Annotated in this window: 21 protein-coding genes; 15 read left to right on the forward strand and 6 right to left on the reverse strand. The window is 64.3% G+C overall.

Features of this window, described 5'->3' with window-relative positions:
* Positions 1-66: 66 nt before the first annotated feature.
* A complete protein-coding gene (locus tag AC1VON_RS03730; RefSeq protein ID WP_483120433.1) occupies positions 67-2,616 on the reverse strand; it encodes an ABC transporter permease in 2,550 nt (849 codons plus the stop codon).
* Positions 2,616-3,311, reverse strand: a complete 696-nt coding sequence (locus AC1VON_RS03735; RefSeq protein WP_172347876.1) for an ABC transporter ATP-binding protein — start codon at positions 3,309-3,311, stop codon at positions 2,616-2,618. The genes AC1VON_RS03730 and AC1VON_RS03735 overlap by 1 nt, the downstream gene beginning before the upstream one ends.
* Positions 3,312-3,398: 87 nt before the next feature.
* On the opposite strand from AC1VON_RS03735, the gene AC1VON_RS03740 reads away from it, so the two are divergent.
* Positions 3,399-4,043: an arylesterase gene (locus AC1VON_RS03740; protein WP_483120434.1), complete on the forward strand. Its 645-nt coding sequence runs from the start codon at positions 3,399-3,401 to the stop codon at positions 4,041-4,043.
* A 127-nt stretch (positions 4,044-4,170) separates the two neighbouring features.
* Entirely contained in the window at positions 4,171-4,767 is a 597-nt protein-coding gene (thpR, locus tag AC1VON_RS03745) for an RNA 2',3'-cyclic phosphodiesterase (protein ID WP_483120435.1), read from the forward strand.
* Here thpR and AC1VON_RS03750 read toward each other — a convergent pair.
* On the reverse strand, positions 4,671-5,186 hold the full coding sequence (locus AC1VON_RS03750) for a low molecular weight protein-tyrosine-phosphatase (RefSeq protein WP_483120436.1): 516 nt from the start codon (positions 5,184-5,186) through the stop codon (positions 4,671-4,673). The two genes, thpR and AC1VON_RS03750, sit on opposite strands and share 97 nt — an antisense overlap.
* Positions 5,187-5,291: 105 nt before the next feature.
* On the opposite strand from AC1VON_RS03750, the gene AC1VON_RS03755 reads away from it, so the two are divergent.
* The 3 genes from AC1VON_RS03755 (at position 5,292) to AC1VON_RS03765 (ending at position 6,869) form a co-directional block, all read left to right on the forward strand.
* Positions 5,292-5,588 carry a 4a-hydroxytetrahydrobiopterin dehydratase gene (locus AC1VON_RS03755; RefSeq protein WP_081295064.1) on the forward strand — a complete coding sequence of 99 codons (297 nt, stop codon included), beginning with the start codon at positions 5,292-5,294 and terminating at the stop codon, positions 5,586-5,588.
* A 139-nt stretch (positions 5,589-5,727) separates the two neighbouring features.
* Positions 5,728-6,090, forward strand: coding sequence for a YkvA family protein (locus tag AC1VON_RS03760; protein WP_127278702.1), 363 nt, complete (start codon positions 5,728-5,730; stop codon positions 6,088-6,090).
* A gap of 275 nt (positions 6,091-6,365) precedes the next feature.
* Positions 6,366-6,869, forward strand: coding sequence for an invasion associated locus B family protein (locus AC1VON_RS03765; protein ID WP_172347873.1), 504 nt, complete (start codon positions 6,366-6,368; stop codon positions 6,867-6,869).
* Between the two features lie 65 nt (positions 6,870-6,934).
* On the opposite strand, the gene AC1VON_RS03770 is transcribed toward AC1VON_RS03765, so the two are convergent.
* On the reverse strand, positions 6,935-8,290 hold the full coding sequence (locus AC1VON_RS03770) for a chloride channel protein (protein WP_172347872.1): 1,356 nt from the start codon (positions 8,288-8,290) through the stop codon (positions 6,935-6,937).
* A gap of 173 nt (positions 8,291-8,463) precedes the next feature.
* Here AC1VON_RS03770 and rlmN point away from each other — a divergent pair, with 173 nt between their 5' ends.
* Genes rlmN through AC1VON_RS03790 form a run of 4 tightly spaced genes read left to right on the forward strand, consistent with a single transcriptional unit; the run spans position 8,464 to position 11,055 of the window.
* Positions 8,464-9,696, forward strand: a complete 1,233-nt coding sequence (rlmN, locus tag AC1VON_RS03775; protein WP_010912376.1) for a dual-specificity RNA methyltransferase RlmN — start codon at positions 8,464-8,466, stop codon at positions 9,694-9,696.
* Positions 9,693-10,130, forward strand: a complete 438-nt coding sequence (locus AC1VON_RS03780) for a hypothetical protein (protein ID WP_172347870.1) — start codon at positions 9,693-9,695, stop codon at positions 10,128-10,130. The genes rlmN and AC1VON_RS03780 overlap by 4 nt, the downstream gene beginning before the upstream one ends.
* Positions 10,127-10,576, forward strand: a complete 450-nt coding sequence (locus AC1VON_RS03785) for a hypothetical protein (RefSeq protein ID WP_172347869.1) — start codon at positions 10,127-10,129, stop codon at positions 10,574-10,576. Before AC1VON_RS03780 ends, AC1VON_RS03785 begins: the two co-directional genes overlap by 4 nt.
* Positions 10,573-11,055 (forward strand): hypothetical protein, encoded by a 483-nt coding sequence (locus tag AC1VON_RS03790; RefSeq protein ID WP_172347868.1) that lies wholly within the window; start codon positions 10,573-10,575, stop codon positions 11,053-11,055. The genes AC1VON_RS03785 and AC1VON_RS03790 overlap by 4 nt, the downstream gene beginning before the upstream one ends.
* On the opposite strand, the gene AC1VON_RS03795 is transcribed toward AC1VON_RS03790, so the two are convergent.
* On the reverse strand, positions 11,027-11,668 hold the full coding sequence (locus AC1VON_RS03795) for a LysE family translocator (RefSeq protein WP_172347867.1): 642 nt from the start codon (positions 11,666-11,668) through the stop codon (positions 11,027-11,029). The two genes, AC1VON_RS03790 and AC1VON_RS03795, sit on opposite strands and share 29 nt — an antisense overlap.
* A 208-nt stretch (positions 11,669-11,876) precedes the next feature.
* Between AC1VON_RS03795 and AC1VON_RS03800 the strand changes: the two genes are divergently transcribed.
* Positions 11,877-13,100 carry an argininosuccinate synthase gene (locus tag AC1VON_RS03800; RefSeq protein WP_483120439.1) on the forward strand — a complete coding sequence of 408 codons (1,224 nt, stop codon included), beginning with the start codon at positions 11,877-11,879 and terminating at the stop codon, positions 13,098-13,100.
* Between the two features lie 2 nt (positions 13,101-13,102).
* Complete coding sequence (locus AC1VON_RS03805; protein ID WP_483120441.1) at positions 13,103-13,615, forward strand: hypothetical protein; 513 nt, start codon at positions 13,103-13,105, stop codon at positions 13,613-13,615.
* Between the two features lie 397 nt (positions 13,616-14,012).
* Here AC1VON_RS03805 and AC1VON_RS03810 read toward each other — a convergent pair whose 3' ends face one another.
* Positions 14,013-14,810, reverse strand: a complete 798-nt coding sequence (locus tag AC1VON_RS03810; RefSeq protein WP_172347864.1) for a lytic murein transglycosylase — start codon at positions 14,808-14,810, stop codon at positions 14,013-14,015.
* A 145-nt stretch (positions 14,811-14,955) separates the two neighbouring features.
* Here AC1VON_RS03810 and AC1VON_RS03815 point away from each other — a divergent pair, with 145 nt between their 5' ends.
* From AC1VON_RS03815 to AC1VON_RS03830, 4 genes are all read left to right on the forward strand, one after another.
* The gene (locus AC1VON_RS03815; RefSeq protein ID WP_483120443.1) at positions 14,956-16,203 is read left to right on the forward strand and encodes a flavin monoamine oxidase family protein; all 1,248 of its coding nucleotides are present in this window, start codon (positions 14,956-14,958) and stop codon (positions 16,201-16,203) included.
* Positions 16,204-16,294: 91 nt separating this feature from the next.
* Positions 16,295-17,392, forward strand: coding sequence for a zinc-binding metallopeptidase family protein (locus AC1VON_RS03820; protein ID WP_483120444.1), 1,098 nt, complete (start codon positions 16,295-16,297; stop codon positions 17,390-17,392).
* A gap of 64 nt (positions 17,393-17,456) precedes the next feature.
* Positions 17,457-18,062, forward strand: a complete 606-nt coding sequence (locus AC1VON_RS03825) for a DUF1236 domain-containing protein (protein WP_172347861.1) — start codon at positions 17,457-17,459, stop codon at positions 18,060-18,062.
* Positions 18,063-18,234: 172 nt separating this feature from the next.
* On the forward strand, positions 18,235-19,188 hold the full coding sequence (locus tag AC1VON_RS03830) for a CPBP family intramembrane glutamic endopeptidase (RefSeq protein ID WP_483120446.1): 954 nt from the start codon (positions 18,235-18,237) through the stop codon (positions 19,186-19,188).
* Positions 19,189-19,478: the final 290 nt, after the last annotated feature.

Genomic DNA, 19,478 nt, shown 5'->3' on the forward strand with positions numbered 1-19,478 from the left:
CCTTACCAAGATTTAATTGCAGAGGGCCCGCTCCGCCCCCCAGGGATTAGAGAGTCCGGCCAGGGATTACAGGTCACGCAGCACCGGCGCCGCCTTGTGGCCGAGCACCCGCCAGGTACCGGCAAGACCGATGCCGACCGTGATGACCAGCGCAAAGACGATGGTTGCCACGGCCACCTCCGGCATGAAATGCGATGGCAGCGTCATGATGCGCGCGACAATGTACCAGGCCGCGATGCCGCCGGCGGCCAGCGCGAAGATCGCCGTGGCCAATCCGATCAGCATGTACTCCAGGGAAAATGCCGTTATCAGCGTCCTCCTGGTCGCGCCGAGCGTCTTCAGCACCACGGCGTCGTGGATGCGCGCCCGGTTGCCGGCGGCAAGCGCGCCTGCCAGCACCAGCACCGAAGCGATCAGCGCCACCCCGGCCGCGGCCCGGATCGCTGTGCCGAGCTGGCCGACAAGCCGGTTGACGACATCGAGCGCGTCCTTGACGCGCACCGTCGTCACCGCCGGGAAGGCGCGGGTAACCGCATTCAGGATACGGGCATCGTCGGCCGTCGAGGCCCTCTTTTCAGTCAGCGTCGCCATCCAGCCATGCGGCGCGCCCGCGAATGTGTTGGGCGAGAACACCATGACGAAATTGATGCCCATCGTCTCCCACTCGACCTGGCGGAAGTTCGCGATCCTGGCCGTCACGTTGCGGCCAAGCACATTGACTGTGACGGTGTCGCCGAGCTTCAGCCCGATCTCCTTGCCTTCCTGCGCCGAGAAGGAGACCAGCGGCTCGCCGGCATAATTGTCCGGCCACCATTCGCCCTCGGTCAGCGTCGCGTTTTCCGGCCGCCTGGCGTCATAGGTCAGGCCGCGATCGCCTTTCAGCACCCAGGCGCCGTCGGCCGGCACCTTGACCTTGTCGACGGCGACGCCGTTGAGCGCCATCACCCGGCCGCGCAGCATCGGCACCTTGACCAATGTCCCTTGCGGCGCCTCCTTGCCGACCAGGGCCGAGAACGCATCGACATCGCTGCTCTGGATGTCGACGAAGAAGAAATTCGGCGCCCGCTCCGGCAGGCTGCCCGAGATCTGCTGCCGCAGATTGCCGTCGATCAGCGCCAACGTCACCAGCAGCGTCAGCCCGAGCCCTAGCGACAGCACCACCGATGGCGTCAAGGCGCCTGGTCGATGGATGTTGCCGATGGCGAGGCGGAGCGCCACGGAGCGCACGCGCGGGCTCTTCCTTGCCACCCATTGCACCAACGCTCCGACCAGACGCAGCACCAGGAAGGAAAAGATGGTGGCGCCGACGAAGATCGAGGCGATGCGCTGGTCGCCGGAGAAGAGGATGGCCAGAACCGCCAGCAGCAACGCGATGCCGACAGCGGAGGCAGAATAGACAAGGCGCGGAAAGCCGCGGCCTTCCAGGCCCATCTCCCGAAACAGCGCCGTCGCCGGCACGTCGCGGGCGCGTCCGAGCGGCAGCAGCGCGAAGGCCAGCGTCACCAGCAGCCCGAACAGCGCCGCCATGCCGAGCGCGCCGGGATAGAAGCCGCCTTGCGCCGGCACCGGAATGACGGATTGAAGCGCCGCACTTGCGGCAAAAGGCATCAGCGCGCCGAGCACCAGACCAGCAGCGATACCGAGTGCCGCTATGATCAGGATTTGCACGAGATAGACGGTAAAGACAAAGCCGCCGGAAGCACCGAGACTCTTGAAGGTGGCGATGACGCCGCGCTTGCCGTCGAGATAGGCGCGCACCGCATTGGCGACGCCGACACCGCCGACCACCAGCGCCGTCAGCCCGACCAGCGTCAGGAACTGCGAGAAGCGCTCGATGTTGGACGACAGAGCGGGGGCGGCGTTGCCGCGCGTGCGGATCGACCAGCCAGCTTCCGGAAAATCCCTGGCCGCTTGATCCTGTATGGCCTTGAGCCGTGCCTCGTCGGCGTCGGCGGGCAGCCGGATCTTGTAGGCGTTTTCGACCAGGCTGCCCGGCTGCACCAGCCCGGTCGCGGCCAGGCCCTCGGTCGAGATCATCAGCCTTGGCGCGAAGCCGAAACCGTCGGACACGGCATCCGGCTCGGTGACCAGCCTGGCGCGCAGTTCAAAGGTGGCGGTGCCGAGCTTCAGCCGGTCGCCGAGGTGGAGATGCAGCCGTTCGAACAGAAGATCGGGCGCCACCGCGCCAAAGACGCCGAATTCTTCGCCGAACAATTCCTGCTTTGTCAGCGCCGGCTCCGTCTCCAGCGCGCCATAGAGTGGATAGGCATCGTCGACCGCCTTGGCCTCGACCAACGCCTGGTCGGAGCCGTCTGCCAGACGCGCCATCGAGCGCATGCTGACGGTGCGTGAGACAACGCCCAGCCTGTCGAGGAAGCCATGTTCAGCCTGGCTGGCATCGCGCTGGTTGATCTGGAAGCGAAGATCGCCGCCAAGCAGCGTCTGGCCCTGGTTGGCGACGCCGGCACTGATCGAACGGGCAACCGAATTGACACCGCCGATCGCCGCGACGCCGAGCGCGATGCAGGCGAGAAAGATCAGGAAGCCGGACAAGCCGCCGCGCATCTCACGCAACGAAAAGCGGACGGCGAGCTTCAGCGTCCGTGCCAGCGGCATCAGGCGGTGACCTTCAATGGGGTCGGCGCCTCGATACGGCCGGAGCGCATCGACACTTGGCGCGCGCAGCGCGCCGCGAGTGCGGGATCATGTGTAACCAGCACCAGCGTCATGCCGCGCTCGGCCGCCTTGGCGAACAGGAGGTCGGCGACCTGCCGCCCCGTCGCCTGGTCGAGATTGCCGGTCGGCTCGTCGGCGATGAGAATGCGCGGCGAGGGTGCCAGCGCCCGGGCGATCGCCACGCGCTGCTGTTCGCCCCCGGATAGTTCGCCGGGGTAATGGGTGACGCGGTCGCTGAGGCCCACCGCCGCCAGCTCGCGCGCCGCCACCGAAAACGGATCGGCATGACCGGCCAGCTCCAGCGGCACCGCGACATTTTCAAGCGCGGTCATGTTGGGGATGAGGTGGAAGGACTGAAAGACGATGCCAATGTTTCGGCCACGAAACGAAGCGATCTGATCCTCGCTTTTGCCATTCAGGAGTTCGCCGGCGATTCGTACCGTACCCGAATCGATCCGTTCCAACCCCGCCAGCACCATCAGCAAGGTCGACTTGCCGGACCCCGACGGACCGACGATGCCGGTCGCCTCGCCGCGCGCCACCTCGAGGCTGACGCCCTTCAGCACATGGACTGACGACGCGCCTTCGCCGAGCGTCAGGGATACGTCTTTCAGCGCGATGACGGCTTCTGTCAAAATGAAAGCGTCCTATATCAGGGATGATGGCTCTGCTCGCCGGAGGCCGTCGCCGGAAGAATTCCTTGGTCATATGGGGCCTGCCGCATGTCTTTCAAACGCCAGATAGCCGCAGGCTTGGTCCTTTTCCTCGCCATTTGCGGCGCCATTTCGTCGGCGCGTGCCGAGCCCTTCAAGATCGTCGGCTTCGGTGACAGCTTGATGGCGGGCTTCGGGCTTGGGCCCGATCAAGGCTTTACCGACAAATTGCAGGCAGCGCTGCGTGCCAAGGGCCATGACGTGACCGTCGCCAATGCCGGCGTTTCCGGCGACACCACGAGCGGCGGGCTGGCGCGGCTCGATTGGTCGGTGCCGGACGGCACGCAGCTGGTCATCCTCGAACTCGGCGCCAACGATATGCTGCGCGGCATCTCGCCCGACATCACCAGGAAGAACCTCGACGAGATGCTCGGCAAGCTAAAACAGCGCAAGATCGCTGTGTTGCTCGCCGGCATGCGCGCCGCGCCCAATCTCGGCGCCGACTACCAGAACGCCTTCGACGCCATCTTTCCGGACCTGTCGGGGAAATACGATGTCGCGCTCTATCCGTTCTTCCTCGACGGCGTCGCCGGACAGTCCGGCCTGCAGCTCGAGGACGGCATGCATCCGAACGCAAGCGGTGTCGACCGGATGGTCGAGCGCATCCTGCCGACGGTCGAGAAGACCATCGCGGCGGTGCCAGGCGGCTCATGAGGCTGGATAAACTGCTTTCCCTTGCGGAAACTTTTGGCAAAGCCTGTGGCCAATAAACCTCTTGCTCCATTCGACTATCGATGATTCGCTATGGATGACAGTTCGATTCGAGGAAGGGAGGCTCTTCATGCCGCGTCTTTTCACCGCCCTCGAAATTCCGCGTGACGCCGCTCTTTCGCTGTCCCTGCTCCGGGGCGGCCTGCCCGGGGCGCGCTGGATCGATGTCGAAAACTACCATCTGACGCTGCGCTTCATCGGCGATGTCGAGGGCCATGTCGCCGACGAGATCGCCAATGCGCTGGACCGCGTCCACCGGCCCTCTTTCTCGCTGACCCTGTCCGGTGTCGGCGCCTTTGGCCAGAAGAAGCCGCATGCGGTGTGGGCCGGCGCTTCCGCCTCGCCCGATCTGGCCGGGCTTCAGGGCGAGATCGACCGCATCTGCCAGCGGCTGGGCATTCCCGCCGATCCCCGCAAGTTCATGCCGCATGTGACGCTGGCGCGGCTGCGCAATTCGAGCCCGCTGGATGTCGCCCAGTATCTTTCGGCTCGTGGCAACTTCTCCACGCTGCCTTTTCGTATCGGCCGCTTCGTCCTGATGTCGTCGCGCGATTCGGTCGGCGGCGGCCCCTATATCGTCGAGGAGGCCTGGCCGCTGTCGGGCATCGACGCCCGCGCGGCCAGCCGTGTCGCCAGCGCCTCCGACGCCTCGCGGATCATGCGATAGACCTCGGCAAAGGCCTCCGGCCCGTCATAATAGGGATCGGGCACGTCGCGCGCCTGTCCGTGCGCGAACTCCAGGAAGAGCTGCACCCGGTCCCGCGCGGCCGGCGCCAGCGCCTTCAGGTCGGCGACATTCGAGCGGTCCATGCCAAGGACCAGGTCGAAACGGGAGAAATCCTGCGGCGTGATCTTGCGCGCCCTCTGTCCGGAAATATCGACGCCATGACGCATCGCAACCGCGATCGATCGTGGATCGGGGGGCGAGCCGACCTCCCAGCCGCTGGTCGCCGCCGAATCGAGCCGGATATCGCGGCCCCAGCCGCGCTCGGCCCAAACGGCGCGAAAAACGCCCTCTGCCAGCGGCGACCGGCAGATATTGCCGAGGCAGACGAAAAGGATGGAATTTATGGGCGTTACGCTCATTCGATATGCGCCGTTTGTGCATTCGGAACCCCAAAACCGCAAAACACTTTTGGGCGACTTGCAGTATGGTGAGGGTCGAAATTCGAAATAGCACGGGAAATCATCATGACGAGAGAAAAACTCAGCAAGGACGCCATCACCGCTGCCCTTGCCGAACTCGGCGGCTGGTCGCTGGCCACGGACGGCGCCTCGATCAGGCGCGGCTTCGTCTTTAACAATTTTTCCGAAGCCTTCGCCTTCATGACCCGCGTCGCGCTGGCAGCCGAAAAGATGGACCATCATCCCGACTGGTCGAACGTCTACAAGACCGTGGACGTGACGCTGAACACCCATGACGCCGGTGGTGTAACCGCGCTCGACATTGAACTGGCGAAGAAAATGAACCGCTTTGCCGGTGGTTGATGCCTGGTATCGCACGGTCGCCAAGGCAGCGGAGAATCCCAAATCGGTACCGGCATCTTGCACCGGGGTTCACCTTTCACCACATTTTCCCTCGCGAGGCATGCGCCAGGACGCGCGTGAGACCCGCTAGGAGTGATTGATGGCGCAACAACCCGGTTTTGATTTCTTCGGCTTTGGCGACAGGCTGGGCGGCGAGGGCGAAGTGCGCGAGAAATTCTGGCGCACGGCCAAGAAGGCCGCGCGGCAGATCCCCTTCATGGAAGACGTCGTCGCCGCGTATTACTGCGCCATGGACAAGAACACGCCATTGCGCGCCAAGGGCATATTGGTGGCGGCGCTCGGCTATTTCGTCCTGCCGGTGGACCTCATTCCCGACTTCATCTTCGGCCTCGGTTTCACCGACGACATCGCCGTGCTGACCGCCGCGATCACCGCCGTCAGCGCCCACATCACGCCGGCGCATCGCCAGGCCGCCAAGGACGCCATCGCCGACAAGGGCTGATCGTCTTCACGTGGCGCGCATCTTGTGGATGGAGGCGTTCGCGGGCCCGCTTGAAAAGTCAAACTCTTGCCGCTTTCGTGCCCTCCAAGTCGCCGAAGGGACGTCGCGCCGGCTGCTGACAAGGGCGGCGGCGCGGGAATGGCGGCGGTTTCCTGGGGTGAGCGTCCTTTTGTTGAGGGAAATTCACCGTTTGGTAACCCAGATTAAATCAAAATGAAGCGACGGCAGGACGCCAGGCGGCCCGCCTCCGCACCATTTGGAATACGGGAAAGACGATGCGCGGATTGATAGCACTAGTTTCGAGCCTGGTCCTGGCGGCCTCAGCAGCGCCGGCACTGGCGCAGCAGGCGACCAAGATCGGCCAGCACAATGCCTGGGGCACCTACAGCTATCAGGCGCAGGGCGGCAAGGTCTGCTACGTGCTGACCGTGCCGACCGACAAGCAGCCGCCGACGCTCGACCATGGCGATATGTTCTTCTTCGTCAGCCAGCGGCCCGGCCAGCAGGTGTCCTATGAGCCGCAGTTCATTGCCGGCTACAATTTCCAGGAAGGTTCCAAGGCAACCGTCACCATCGACAAGAAGTCGTTCTCGATGTTCACGCGCGGCAAGTCGGCCTGGGTCGAGAACGCCGCCGAGGAACCCGTGCTGATCGCCGCCATGAAGACCGGTTCGGACATGAAGGTGACGGCGAAATCCGGCCGCGGCAATCCCACCTCCTATGTCTTCTCGCTGAAGGGCATTTCGGCTGCGCTGTCGTCGATCGCCAAATGCAAGTAGGGTGCGAGTAGGCAGAGCTTCGCTTTGACGCAAAGGCCGGGCCGTAAAGCCCGGCCTTCTGCTTTTCAGGCATGGCCGGATTCCGGCGCTGCCTCCGCCCGCCGACGCCGGATCGCCTCGGCGATGAAGACACGCGACAGCGCGTGATAGAGCGGTTCGTGCGAGATCATCCGCGCCGTGCCGTAGCCCAGCATCGAGGCCAGCATCAGCGCTATGACATTATCGTGATTGCCGGTCATCTCCAGGATGATGACGAAAGCCGTCATCGGCGCCTGCACCACACCGGCGAAATAGCCGGCCATGCCGAGCAGCGCGGCGGCTCCCGCGCTGGCGCCGAACAAAAGGCCGAGCGAACTGCCGATACCGGCGCCGACCGCCAGCGAGGGCGCGAAAATGCCGCCCGGAATGCCCGAAACCATGGATAGCAGCCCGGCCAGGAATTTTTCCACGAAGAAGAGCCACGGCAGCGGCATACCCTCCACCGCGCCGCGCGCCTGCGCGTAGCCGGTGCCGAAGGTCAGCCCGCCCGACGCAATGCCGATCACCGCCACGCCGAGCCCGCAGAATGCGGCCACCAGCAGCGCGCGAGCCAGGGGCTGCTGCGTGTGCCAGCGCCGGATCCGCCGCGTGATCTTCAGCGCCAGCAGCGAGAACAGCGCGCCGAAGCCACCCCCGATGACGCCGCAGGCAAGCACCAGCGGCCACTCGGCGGCGAACGAGATCGTGTCTCTGGAGATGCCGAAATAGGTGTAGTTGCCGAGCAGGCCGAGCGATGCGAGGCCGGCCAGGATTACCGCCGTCAGCACCAGCCCGTTGGTGCGCGCTTCATAGGTGCGACCCATTTCCTCGATGGCGAAGACGATGCCGGCCAGTGGGGTGTTGAAGGCGGCCGCGATGCCGGCGGCCGACCCGGCCAGGATCAGGCCCCGCGCCTGCGCCATGCCGCCCCAGCGCGCCGCCTGCAGCATTAGCGAGGCGCCGACCTGCACGGTCGGGCCTTCGCGACCGATGGAAGCGCCGCAGAACAGGCCGACTATGGTGAGCGCGATCTTGCCGGCCGCCAGCCGCAATGAGAGCAGGTGGTTGCGATCGTCGTCGTCACGCAAATGGCGCGCGGCGATCGCCTGCGGAATGCCGCTGCCTTGCGAGCCCGGAAAGAAAGCCTGGGCCAGCCAGGCGCACAGCACGAAGCCAAGCGGCGTGACCATGAGCGGCAGATAGAAGCGCCAGCCGCCGCCATCACCGATCATGACATGGAACAGCGCCTGCGCCTTGTCGGCCAGCACCGCGAACAGCACGCTGATGACGCCGATCGAGACCGCTCCCGCCCAGAACACCAGGCGCGGCTGCCACACGCGCCGCGAGCCCCACATCGCGCGCGAGCGCCGCAGCATGGGATATTTTCGTGATGTGCCGGCCATGTCTGTCCTCGGGAGGGGGAGGATCGAGCCCTAACACGGCGCCGACGCATACGGCCAGCCCGGCACGCGAGCGCTCCCCGCATGACTCTGCCCTCAACCTGTGCTATGCGCCGCGCTTCAGTTCCCGGCGCGATGGATGAAATCGGCCGCAAACCGCTTATATCAGTGCGACCATGACCCTTTCCTTCGACCTCACCACTGAGGGTGCCCGTGACGCGTTGCGCGCCCGCGCCGCGCCCGAGAAGCCATCGCTGATCGGCCTGACGCGCGCGGAGCTTGGCGAGGCGCTCGTCGCGTCCGGCATCGTGCCCGAGCGCCAGGCAAAGATGCGCGCCCAGCAGCTCTGGCACTGGATGTATGTGCGCGGCGTTTCCGACTTTGCCGGCATGTTCAACATCTCCAAGGATCTGCGCGCCGAGCTCGACAAGCATTTCACCGTCGCGCGGCCCGAAATTGTCGAGGAGCAGATTTCTTCCGACGGCACCCGCAAATGGCTGTTCCGCTTTCCGCCGCGCGGCGCCGGCCGGCCGGTCGAGATCGAGACCGTCTATATTCCCGAAGAGGGCCGCGGCACGCTCTGCATCTCCTCGCAGGTCGGCTGCACGCTGACCTGCTCCTTCTGCCACACCGGCACGCAGAAGCTGGTGCGCAATCTCACCACTGAGGAAATCCTCGCCCAGTTGCTCACAGCGCGCGACCGGCTGGGCGATTTCCCCGACCGCGACACGCCGGACGGCGCCATCGTGCCGGCCGAGGGCCGCAAGGTGTCCAACATCGTCATGATGGGCATGGGTGAGCCGCTCTACAATTTCGAGGCGGTGAAGAAGGCGCTGCTGATCGCCTCCGACGGCGACGGGCTTTCCTTGTCCAAGCGGCGAATCACGCTGTCTACCTCCGGCGTCGTGCCGGAAATCTTCCGCACCGGCGAGGAGATCGGCGTCATGCTGGCGATCTCGCTGCATGCCACCAATGACGATCTGCGCGACCTGCTGGTGCCGATCAACAAGAAGTATCCGCTGAAGGAACTGATCGCCGCCTGCCGCGCCTATCCTGGCCTGTCGAACGCCAAGCGCATCACCTTCGAATATGTGATGCTGAAGGACGTCAACGATTCCATCGAGGACGCCAAGGGCTTGATCAAGCTGCTCAAGGGCATTCCGGCCAAGATCAACCTGATCCCGTTCAACCCATGGCCGGGCACCAACTACCAGTGCTCGGACTGGGAGACGATCGAGAAATTCGCCGACTACATCAACAATGCCGGCTATGCCTCGCCGATCCGCACCCCGCGCGGCCGCGACATCCTCGCCGCCTGCGGTCAGCTCAAGTCGGAATCGGAGCGCATGCGCAAGGTCGACCGGCTGGCGCTGGAAGCCATGATGATCGCGGGGCACGGCGAAGCGTGAGCTTTTCTTGGCGACTGGCGGCTGTCGCCATTTCCTATGCATCAGCCTCGCTCGTCATGCCCCTTGTGTTTCTTTTGTACGAAGACGCTTCCATCTTTTGGCGCAGCGGCCGGCTTTTCTTCGATCTGAAAGACCAGGTGGTGGCCTTGGTCGCTGGCACGATAATAGCCGCCATTTATGGCGCGCTCCCCGCGGTACCGTTGATTGTGGTATCGGAACTGACGGGGCGCCGGGGGTGGAGACTTTCGATCCTCGGCGGCGCCCTTGTGGGAACCGTTATGTTCGCGATCATGCAGATCTATCCGATGGCGCGGACGCGGCCCGCGCTCGATTTGCTGATTGCCCTGATCGTTGCGGGTAGCCTGGGCGGCGCCGTCTACCGACTGGCCATGGGACTGCTTCCGAGCGACACGCGCATCAGGACGGCCCGATGAACCGTCCCCTTGCCGGGCTCAAGCGCTTCGTCATCATAGCAGTCGGTTATGTCGCTGCTGTGCTGACATCAATCCTGGTGCCTGTGCTGCTGATCACCCTTCTGGAAGGGATCGAATACGGCAACTGGTCCCTGGTCTTCACATTCGACTGGCTGGGTTCGTTCCCGCTCGCCGTGTTGACCGTGGCGATCTGCGCGCTGCTGATCGTCGGCCCCGCGATCTTGCTTGCTGAACGGCTGTCGCTGCGAGGATGGTTCTATTTCGCGGTCACGGGTGCGATCACCTCCATCGCATTTGGCGTTTTTGTTCCCGGCTCGGCTGGAGGCTTTGTTTTCAATCCGGGCTTTCTCGGGTTCCTGGCCACCGCCGGCACCGCCGCCGGGTCGGTCTACTGGCTTCTGGCGGGGCGCAAGTCTGGCCGTCCCATACAGCGAGATGCGGGATGAACCGTCTCGTCGCCTATATCGTGCGCCTTGCCATCATCCTGTTCGGCTATGCCGTCGCGTCGCTGGCGGCGAGCGCCTTCCTCAACATCCTGTTCCTGGCCTCGCTCGGCTATGCGCCGCAGCATGCGCAGCCGGTCGCAACCGCCTCGCTGTATTTCTCGATTCCCTTCGTCGCCCTGTTCGTCGCCTATTTCGCCTTCATGCCAGCGGCGATCGTCATCCTGGTTGCCGAAATCCTCGGCCGGCGCGACTGGTTGTATTATGCGCTGGCCGGTGCGGTGGTGGCGGCCGCCTTCCTTGGCCTGGTCGATCACGCCCAGGAGTCCATCTTCGCCGTGACCGACACCAGCGCCATCATGGCCGTCATCGGCGGCGGCATGGTCGGCGGCATCTTCTACTGGCTCAGCGCCGGGCGCTGGGCCGGAAGCTGGTGGAAGGACAGGGACGCCCCTACTTCGCCTGGGCGGTCAGGATCCTGAGCGCGAAGGCCGAGAACACGCCGGAGAAGAGATAGTCGACCACCCGCGTGACGCGCGGGCTGGCCTTCATCGCCGCCGAAAACCTTTCCGCCGCCAGCACCATCGGCACAGTCACCGGGATCGACAGCACGATGAACATGACGCCGAGGAAGAACAGCTTTCCGGGCGCGTTGGGATCATGCGCGGAAACGAATTGCGGCAGGAAGGTCATGAAGAACAGGATGATCTTCGGGTTGAGCAGATTGACGCCGAGCCCTGACGCCCAGCTGCGCAACAGCGAGATCCGCGGGCCCGTCTTCTTTTCCGGCGAAAAGGCCGAGCCCTTGGCGATCGCCTGCCAGGCCAGGAAGACGAGATAACCGGCGCCGAAGATCTTCAGCACGAAGAAGGCCATCGGCGAGGCGACGATCAGCGCCGAGACGCCGACCACCACCAGCGTGGTGTGGATCAGCGTGCCGCATAGCGCGCCGGCCATCGAGGCAAAGCCGGTGACGCGCCCCTGGCTCAGCGTGCGCGAGACGAACAGCGTCATGTCGGGGCCGGGGGTGATCGCCAGGATCACGGTGGCGACGGCGAACTGGATCAGCGTGGTGGTGTCGGGAATGAAGGACATGGAAGGCCCCTGGGAATGCACAGCCTATACAAGATGCGTCGCGCCGGCGCCAGATGCGAGGCTGGCGCACCCTCCGGCAGGACGGAGAGCAGCGCTGGATCATCAGTCTGGCGCCGCGCGTGCTTGCTCGCTTTGCCGTTCCTGCTAAAAGGCGCTCCGACAATGCGTGACGCCCGTGCTTCAAGCGTCCGCCATCGACGGAGCCGAAATGTCCAAGACCAAAGACGTCAAGAAAGTCGTGCTCGCCTATTCCGGCGGCCTCGACACATCCATCATCCTGAAATGGCTGCAGACCGAACTCGGTGCCGAGGTCGTCACCTTCACCGCCGATCTCGGCCAGGGCGGCGAGCTGGAGCCGGCACGCAAGAAGGCCGAGATGATGGGCATCAAGGACATCCGCATCGTCGATGTGCGCGAGGAATTCGTCTCCGACTTCGTCTTCCCGATGTTTCGCGCCAACACCGTCTATGAAGGCACCTATCTGCTCGGCACCTCGATCGCGCGGCCGCTGATCTCCAAGCATCTCGTCGAGATCGCCAAGGAGACCGGCGCCGATGCGATCGCGCATGGCGCCACCGGCAAGGGCAACGACCAGGTGCGCTTCGAGCTGTCGGCCTATGCGCTGAACCCAGACATCAAGGTCATCGCACCGTGGCGCGACTGGTCGTTCAAGTCGCGTACCGACCTGATCAATTTCGCCGAGCAGCACCAGATTCCGGTGGCCAAGGACAAGAGGGGCGAGGCGCCGTTCTCGGTCGACGCCAACCTTCTGCATTCGTCTTCCGAGGGCAAGGTTCTCGAAGATCCGTGGAGCGAGCCGCCGGAATTCGTCCACCAGCGCACCGTTTCGCCGATGGATGCGCCCGACAAGGTCACCGAGATCGAGATTGAATTCCTGAAGGGCGACCCGATCGCGCTCAACGGCAAGAAGCTGTCGCCGGCGACAATGCTGGCGGCGCTGAACGATCTTGGCCGCGACAATGGCATCGGCCGGCTCGACCTGGTCGAGAACCGCTTCGTCGGCATGAAATCGCGCGGGGTCTATGAGACCCCAGGCGGCGCCATCCTGATCGTGGCCCATCGCGCCATGGAATCGATCACGCTCGACCGGGGTGCGGCGCACCTCAAGGACGAGTTCATGCCGCGATATGCCGAACTCATCTACAACGGCTTCTGGTTCTCGCCCGAGCGCCTGATGTTGCAGGCGATGATCGACAAGAGCCAGGAAGACGTCGAGGGCACGGTGCGCCTCAAGCTCTACAAGGGCAATGTCATGGTCACCGGCCGCAAGTCGAAAAAGACGCTCTATTCCGACGCGCTGGTCACCTTCGAGGACGACCGCGGCGCCTACGACCAGAAGGACGCCGCCGGCTTCATCCGCCTCAATGCGCTGAGGCTGCGCACGCTGGCCGCGCGCAACCGCAACAAATAAGCATGCGCCGTCTCGGCCTGGTGCCGCTGGTCCTTCTGGCGGCACCGGCCATGGCCGGGTATTTCGATCCCGCCTCTCTCGACCTCGCCGCGCTCATCGAATGCAGGGCCGACGTGCCGACCTATAACGGTTTTGCCCTTTGGCTGACCGGCGAGCCCAGGACCGTTGAGCAACTGGGCTGGAAAGAGGTTGCATCAGGCAATCCATTCCTCGGCCAGTATCAATTGCCCGCTCCGGTCCATGTCTTCGGGCGTGAGACGGCGACAATCGTCTTCACCGCGACAGGGCCGATGGCCGTGCTTGACGGCATCGCCGCGCCCGACCTCGCCCGGCAGCTCGACATCCCGGCGACGGTCTCGACGCCGGACAAATTCCTCGGCGAGAAGGTCGTTGCCGAAAGCACCGAGAGTGGCGACGTGAACCTTTCCACGCGCGTCACGCTCAATGTCTCGACCGTCGATAGCCATCCCGGCAAAGTGCTGGCCGGCTGCTCCTATGTTATTGATGTGAAATAGAAATCCGGCATTGCAACGAGTTCGATTGAGTCAGGTGAAATACGCCCCGGCTAAGGAATTTGACCGACGCATTGGTGAACCCGCATACCTTGGCGGTTAGCCGGGAACACCACCGCTTCGTCATCCACGGGCGGAGCAAGGAGCGTAGCGACGCGGCGCAGACCCGAGGATCCATGCCGGGACTTCAACGCTTCGCCACGGTGCAGAATCCTGCTCCGCTGCACTCCACGGCCGAGGTCACGGAATGGATCCTCGGGTCTCCGCGACGCCGCTATGCGGCTGCTCCGCCCGTGGATGACGAAGTTAGAGGTCTCGGCCAACTCCGAACATCCGCGACGCTCCCGCGCAACAAAAAGCCCGGCGCGTGGCCGGGCTTTTGCTCGAACAGAGCGTTCAATCAGTTGGCATCGATCGCGTCGGCGATGCGCGCGATGGCCTGCTGATAGACGTTTGCTGAATTCCAGCCGGCAATCGCGCCCATATTGGCGCTCGCGCTCGCGCCGGCCCGCCAGCCATGACCCTTGAGGTAGTTGGCGGTGGAAGCCAGCGCGGTGGCCTTGTCGCGCAGGTTTCCGTTGCCGACCGCATATTTCAAGACATTTCCGGGCAGGAACTGCGTGTGGCCGACCTCGCCATGCATGGCGCCGACCGACGAGGAGGTCAACGCGCCGCGATCAACCAGCTTCAGGGCCGCGATGGCATGTGGGTGGAAGTAGTCCGGGCGGCGGCAATCATAGGCAAGCGTCAAAATGGCGGAGACCGTATTCTGGTTGCCCATGGAGGCACCGAAGCCGGTCTCCATGCCCCAGATGGCGAGCAGCACGCCCGGCGACACGCCGTAGTTCCGTTCGATCTGGTTGAACAGCGCCGCGTTCGATTTCTTCAGCGACCGGCCCTTGGAAATGATCGCCGCCCCGCCACGGCGCTTCATGAAATCGTCCACCGAGCCGCTGAAAGCCTTGTGGATGGCGCGGTCAGCGGAGATCGTCCTTGTTGCGTAGGTCGCGCCGGCCAGAGCGGCCAGGCCCTTGGAGCCCACACCTTCGGCCTTGGCGTCCGCGGCAAAATCCTGCTTCCAGGCATCGAAGCCGGCGCCGGTCTTGCCGCAACTCCCCGCCGCTTGCGCGCCCGTCGCCAGCCCAAGCACCGCCACCAGTGCGGCCGCTAAAATCCTACCCTTGGCAAGTAATGCCATGTCGTTCTCCTGGTTGCCTGATTCACGTCCCGGCGGGAATTTGCCAGCGAAACGCGCCTTTGTCACCGTCCTGTGGCGCGATGCTGGCGAATGCCGGGGAATTTGCCTACGATCAAGTGATTATTGTGGCGGGGTCGAAATAGCCATGGAAGACGTTGATGTCGTGATCATCGGCGCCGGCTCGGCGGGGCTGTCGGCGGCCAGGACCTTGCAGGCAGCGGGCCTCTCCTTCAAGCTGCTCGAGGCCATGGACCGCATAGGCGGCCGCGCCTGGACCAGCGACCGGCATTTTGGCGTGCCTTTCGACATCGGCTGCGCCTGGCTGCATGCCGCCGACCGCAATCCGTATTTTCCCGAAGCTAGGAGTGCCGGCTGGACCCTGCACCACCACGACATGAACGTCGACCACCTCTACTACCGCGAGCGCAAGGCGAGCGAGGCGGAGGAAGCCGAGATGAAGGCAGCCGATGCGAAGCTGTTCGAATTGCTGGCGAAACATGAGGTCGGGGAAGGCGACGACGATCGCCTTTCGGCATTGCTGGTAAAAGGCCATGCGCCACGCGCGGCGGCCACGTTCGCCGGGCCGATGGATTTCGGCGCCGATGAGGACGAGATTTCGATCCGCGACTTTCAGGCCGCCGCCGATCTCGACCCCAATTATTTCAGCAAGGAGGGTTTTGGCGCGCTGGTCGCGCGGTTCGGCGCCGGCTTGCCGGTCGAACTGTCGACGCCGGTGCGCCAGATCCTCTGGGACGTACCAGGCGTCGCCTGCGTCACCGACCGCGGCACCATCCGCGCCAAGGCGGTGATCGTCACCGCCTCGCCGGCGGTGCTTGCCTTCGAGGAGATCGCGTTTTCGCCTGCCCTGCCCGACACCCATTCCGGCGCCTTCTTCGACCTGCCCATGGGCATGCTGACCAAGCTGCCGGTCGAAATCTCGGGCACGAGGCTCGGCCTGCGGCCTTTCGACGACCTTTTGATCGAACGCATGGCCAGGCACGACATCTATTTCCTGTGTTTCCCATTCGACCTCGACCTGATGGTCGGTTTCGTTGGCGGCGATTTCGCCTGGGAGATGTCGGCCGCGGGTGAGGCTGCCGGCGTCGACTTCGTCATCGACCGGCTCTGCGGGATTTTCGGCGGCGATACGCGCAAACATGTCGGGCGCGCCATGATGACCAATTGGGGCGGCGAACGCTTCGTGCGCGGCGCCTATGCGGCTGCCCGCCCCGGCCGCTCGCAAGCGCGGGCGGCGCTGATGCGGCCGGTCGCGGAAAAGATCTTCTTTGCCGGCGAGCATGTCGCCGGCCCGCTGATACAGACTTGCGGCGGCGCGCGGCTGTCGGGCGAGGCGGTTGCCAGGCAGGTCGTTGCCCAGCTTGCGGCGAAATAGTCTCGATGGAATGCGGAACGCCAGCCGGCGGTTCGCGTTTGGGCACGGGCCGCCATGAACACCGTGCCTCCCCTGGTGAATCGAGACAGACATGAAACTCTTCGACTGCCCGCATTGCGGCCACCGTCTCTATTTCGAGAACGCGCAGTGCCTGAACTGCGGGAGCCTCGTGCTCTACGATCCAGAGCATGCCCGTTTTGCCCTGTCGGGCGCGGACGGCACCTTTCAGTGCACCAATGCCGATGAATGCGCCTGCAACTGGATGGCCGAGCCGGGCCAGGTTTTTTGTCGTGCCTGCGGGCTGAACCAGCTGATCCCCGACCTCTCCGTCGATGGCAACCGCCGCCGCTGGATTCGGGTCGAAGCGGCGAAGAAGCGCGCCATCTATTCGCTGCTCGCCTTTGGCCTGCCGGTGGTGCCCAAGCAGGCGCCCGCGGACGAGGCTGGCCTCGCCTTCGACTTCCTCGCCGATCCGATCGGCGGCGGGCCCGGCGGTGAACGCATCCTCACCGGCCATGACAATGGTCTGATCACCCTCAATGTCGGCGAGGCCGATTCCGCCGAGCGCGAAAAACGTCGCGTCGAGATGGGGGAGAACTATCGAACGCTGCTCGGCCATTTCCGCCACGAACTCGGCCATTATTACTGGGATCGCCTGATCCGCGACGATCCCCGGCGGCTGGATGCTTTCCGCGCCTTGTTCGGTGACGAGCGCGCCGATTACGAACAGGCGTTGAAGACTTACTACGCTAACGGCGCTGCGCCCGACTGGCAGCAAGACCACATCTCGGCCTACGCCACCTCGCATCCCTGGGAGGACTGGGCCGAAACCTGGGCTCACCACCTGCACATCACCGACACGCTGGAGATGGTCCATGCGCTGAACTTCCCGCTCGGCCGGCTGGAGATGGTGGAAGCCAACGATTTGCCGCGAGGCGACACCGGCGGCGAACTGCAGGCCGCCCCTTCGGAGCCTGCCAACACGCCCGAGCCCTTCGAGAGGATTCTTGTCCGCTGGCTGGTGCTGTCGGAAGCCTCCAATTCGATCAACCGCTGCATGGGTCTGCCCGATCTCTACCCCTTCGTCATTTCGGACGTGACGGCGCGAAAACTGGCCTTCGTTCATGACCTTTTGACCAGTCTGCCGAAAGACGCGGGAACAAATCGTGACGTGGCGCGGGCGTTTTAGCCGGAACGCATGTGCCGCTGCCCCGTTTTCATCCCCGAGGGACCATGAAAACGGAGAGAAGACCATGAAATCCGTATTGTTTCCCGCAATCGCCGGGATGATGACCGTGATGTCGGGTACCGCGTTTGCCGACACCGCTGTCTCGGCCGTCACCGATCTCAACGTGCGCGCCGGCCCCGGCCCCCAATATCCTGTCATCGGCGTGCTTGCCGCCGGCCAGTCGGCGACGCTCAATGGCTGCATCGAAAACAGCAAATGGTGCACCATTGCCGAAGCCGGCGGCCAGGGCTGGGTCTATTCCGACTATGTGACGGCCGATTTCAGCGGCAGCCGGGTGGTGCTGACGCAGCGTCCGCACGGCTCCAGCGTTGCTGTCGTCTCACCGCCGAAAGACATCGGCGACTATTCGACCGACTATACCGGGGCGATCGTCGCCGGCGAGCCGGTCGAGGATGCCTTTCCCCCGCCTCCGGCCGAAGTCCGGACCTATGTCGATACGCATCGCCTCGACCCCGTCTACCTCGACGGCGAGGTGGTGACCGGCGCCACCTTGCCCGACACGGTCGAGTTGCGCGAAATTCCCGACTACAACTACCGCTACGTCTATGTGAACGGTCAGCCCGCGCTGATCGATCCGCAGACGCGGCGCATCATGTACGTGGTGCGTTGAAAAAAACAGCGGTCGCCGAGGCGGCCGCTGACGACTAGCGGGACAGTCGGTCCCGCGACGCCTGGGTGCCGCGTTGCGCTTGTTTGCGCATCGATGCCCGACGAATAGCGATTCCGATTCCCGAGGCCATCGGCTAGACCAACAGAGGATGGATTCGGGCAGAGGAACCAGCGTGACGATCGACGACACCGCATTCGAACGCTACCGCCACGCGCCGAACGCCAGGACGACCTCGCCGCGTCTCTTCCTCGGAACGCTGATCGTCGTCCTGCTCTGGGGCGTCACCACCGCGGCCGTGCTGTTCGGCGGCACCTATGCTTACTTCGCCTGGCAGGCGAATGCTTCGCCATCCGGCATGCAGGATTTCCTCGCCTCGCCGATCGGCATCCTCAGCGCCCTCGCCTCCTTCGCCGGCGTCTGGATCGGCCTGTGGATCGCCATGCGCTGGGTGCATGGCGAACCGCTCTCGGCGCTGCTTGGCGTCAGCCGGCGCGTCTCGTGGCCGGACTTCCTCAAGGGACTGCTCGCGGTGCTGATCACCTCGGCTCTGTCCGAAATCCTGCTCTACCTGCTGCAGCCGGAGATCGCGCGCGGCATGATCAGCCTGTCCTCCTGGCTGCTGTTTCTGATCCCGATCGTCGCGCTCACTCTGCTGCAAACCTCGTCGGAGGAGGTGCTGTTTCGCGGCTACCTGCTGCGTGGCCTGGCCAACCGGTTCAGGAGCCCGCTCATCTGGGCGCTGCTGCCGGGCCTGCTGTTCACCTCGCTGCATTGGAGCAGCGCTTCGTCACTCGCCATCAACGCTTGCGTGCTGGTCTCGATCGCCGCTTTCGCGCTGCTTCTGACGCTCGTGGTCTATGTCACGGGCAACCTCGGTGCGGCGCTGGGCGCCCATCTCGGCAACAATTTGACCGGCTTCCTGCTGATCTCGCACCAGGAGAGCTACAATTCCTTTGCCCTGTTCACCGCGAGGCCGCTCGAAGGCCCCGGCTGGATGATGTCGGATGCCATTCTCATCGCCCTTGTCGGCATCGCCTGCAGTCTGCTGACGATCGTGTTGCTGCTGCATCCCCGCTCGCCGCTGAAGGTCACGGCCGAGCTTCCGAGCGTCGCGAAGGCAGGCTGATTGGGGCGCGAGGAACGGCGCGACCTGGCTCTTGTCTTGACTCCGCGCCCGATTTCCTGTCTACACGCCCCGAATTCCGCGACGAGTATCCCTCCGAGCAAGCCGACCAGGACGCCGAAGCCTCTTTGAGGCCAAGTGCTGTAAACAGATCCTGGAGGCCAACACCCGGCAGCGCTGTGCGCCCCCGGGTGCTTTTTGGTTTTGGGCTTTGCTTTTGCTTGGACAGTTGGCGCGAACGCATTACCTCTCGGATCGAACCCGAACCGAGATTGAAGGACGATCGATGTTTG

The sequence above is a fragment of the Mesorhizobium sp. HAY1-8B genome (assembly GCF_056868045.1).

Excerpts from the sequence above, each read along its gene's own strand:
- AC1VON_RS03815 (WP_483120443.1), top strand. The coding sequence starts at position 14,956 with ATGGAAGACGTTGATGTCGTGATCATCGGCGCCGGCTCGGCGGGGCTG.
- AC1VON_RS03790 (WP_172347868.1), top strand. The coding sequence starts at position 10,573 with ATGAACCGTCTCGTCGCCTATATCGTGCGCCTTGCCATCATCCTGTTC.
- AC1VON_RS03810 (WP_172347864.1), bottom strand. The coding sequence starts at position 14,810 with ATGGCATTACTTGCCAAGGGTAGGATTTTAGCGGCCGCACTGGTGGCG.
- AC1VON_RS03825 (WP_172347861.1), top strand. The coding sequence starts at position 17,457 with ATGAAATCCGTATTGTTTCCCGCAATCGCCGGGATGATGACCGTGATG.
- AC1VON_RS03760 (WP_127278702.1), top strand. The coding sequence starts at position 5,728 with ATGGCGCAACAACCCGGTTTTGATTTCTTCGGCTTTGGCGACAGGCTG.
- AC1VON_RS03785 (WP_172347869.1), top strand. The coding sequence starts at position 10,127 with ATGAACCGTCCCCTTGCCGGGCTCAAGCGCTTCGTCATCATAGCAGTC.
- AC1VON_RS03765 (WP_172347873.1), top strand. The coding sequence starts at position 6,366 with ATGCGCGGATTGATAGCACTAGTTTCGAGCCTGGTCCTGGCGGCCTCA.
- thpR (WP_483120435.1), top strand. The coding sequence starts at position 4,171 with ATGCCGCGTCTTTTCACCGCCCTCGAAATTCCGCGTGACGCCGCTCTT.
- AC1VON_RS03730 (WP_483120433.1), bottom strand. The coding sequence starts at position 2,616 with ATGCCGCTGGCACGGACGCTGAAGCTCGCCGTCCGCTTTTCGTTGCGT.
- AC1VON_RS03770 (WP_172347872.1), bottom strand. The coding sequence starts at position 8,290 with ATGGCCGGCACATCACGAAAATATCCCATGCTGCGGCGCTCGCGCGCG.
- AC1VON_RS03800 (WP_483120439.1), top strand. The coding sequence starts at position 11,877 with ATGTCCAAGACCAAAGACGTCAAGAAAGTCGTGCTCGCCTATTCCGGC.
- AC1VON_RS03795 (WP_172347867.1), bottom strand. The coding sequence starts at position 11,668 with ATGTCCTTCATTCCCGACACCACCACGCTGATCCAGTTCGCCGTCGCC.
- AC1VON_RS03755 (WP_081295064.1), top strand. The coding sequence starts at position 5,292 with ATGACGAGAGAAAAACTCAGCAAGGACGCCATCACCGCTGCCCTTGCC.
- AC1VON_RS03740 (WP_483120434.1), top strand. The coding sequence starts at position 3,399 with ATGTCTTTCAAACGCCAGATAGCCGCAGGCTTGGTCCTTTTCCTCGCC.
- AC1VON_RS03820 (WP_483120444.1), top strand. The coding sequence starts at position 16,295 with ATGAAACTCTTCGACTGCCCGCATTGCGGCCACCGTCTCTATTTCGAG.
- AC1VON_RS03750 (WP_483120436.1), bottom strand. The coding sequence starts at position 5,186 with ATGAGCGTAACGCCCATAAATTCCATCCTTTTCGTCTGCCTCGGCAAT.
- rlmN (WP_010912376.1), top strand. The coding sequence starts at position 8,464 with ATGACCCTTTCCTTCGACCTCACCACTGAGGGTGCCCGTGACGCGTTG.
- AC1VON_RS03805 (WP_483120441.1), top strand. The coding sequence starts at position 13,103 with ATGCGCCGTCTCGGCCTGGTGCCGCTGGTCCTTCTGGCGGCACCGGCC.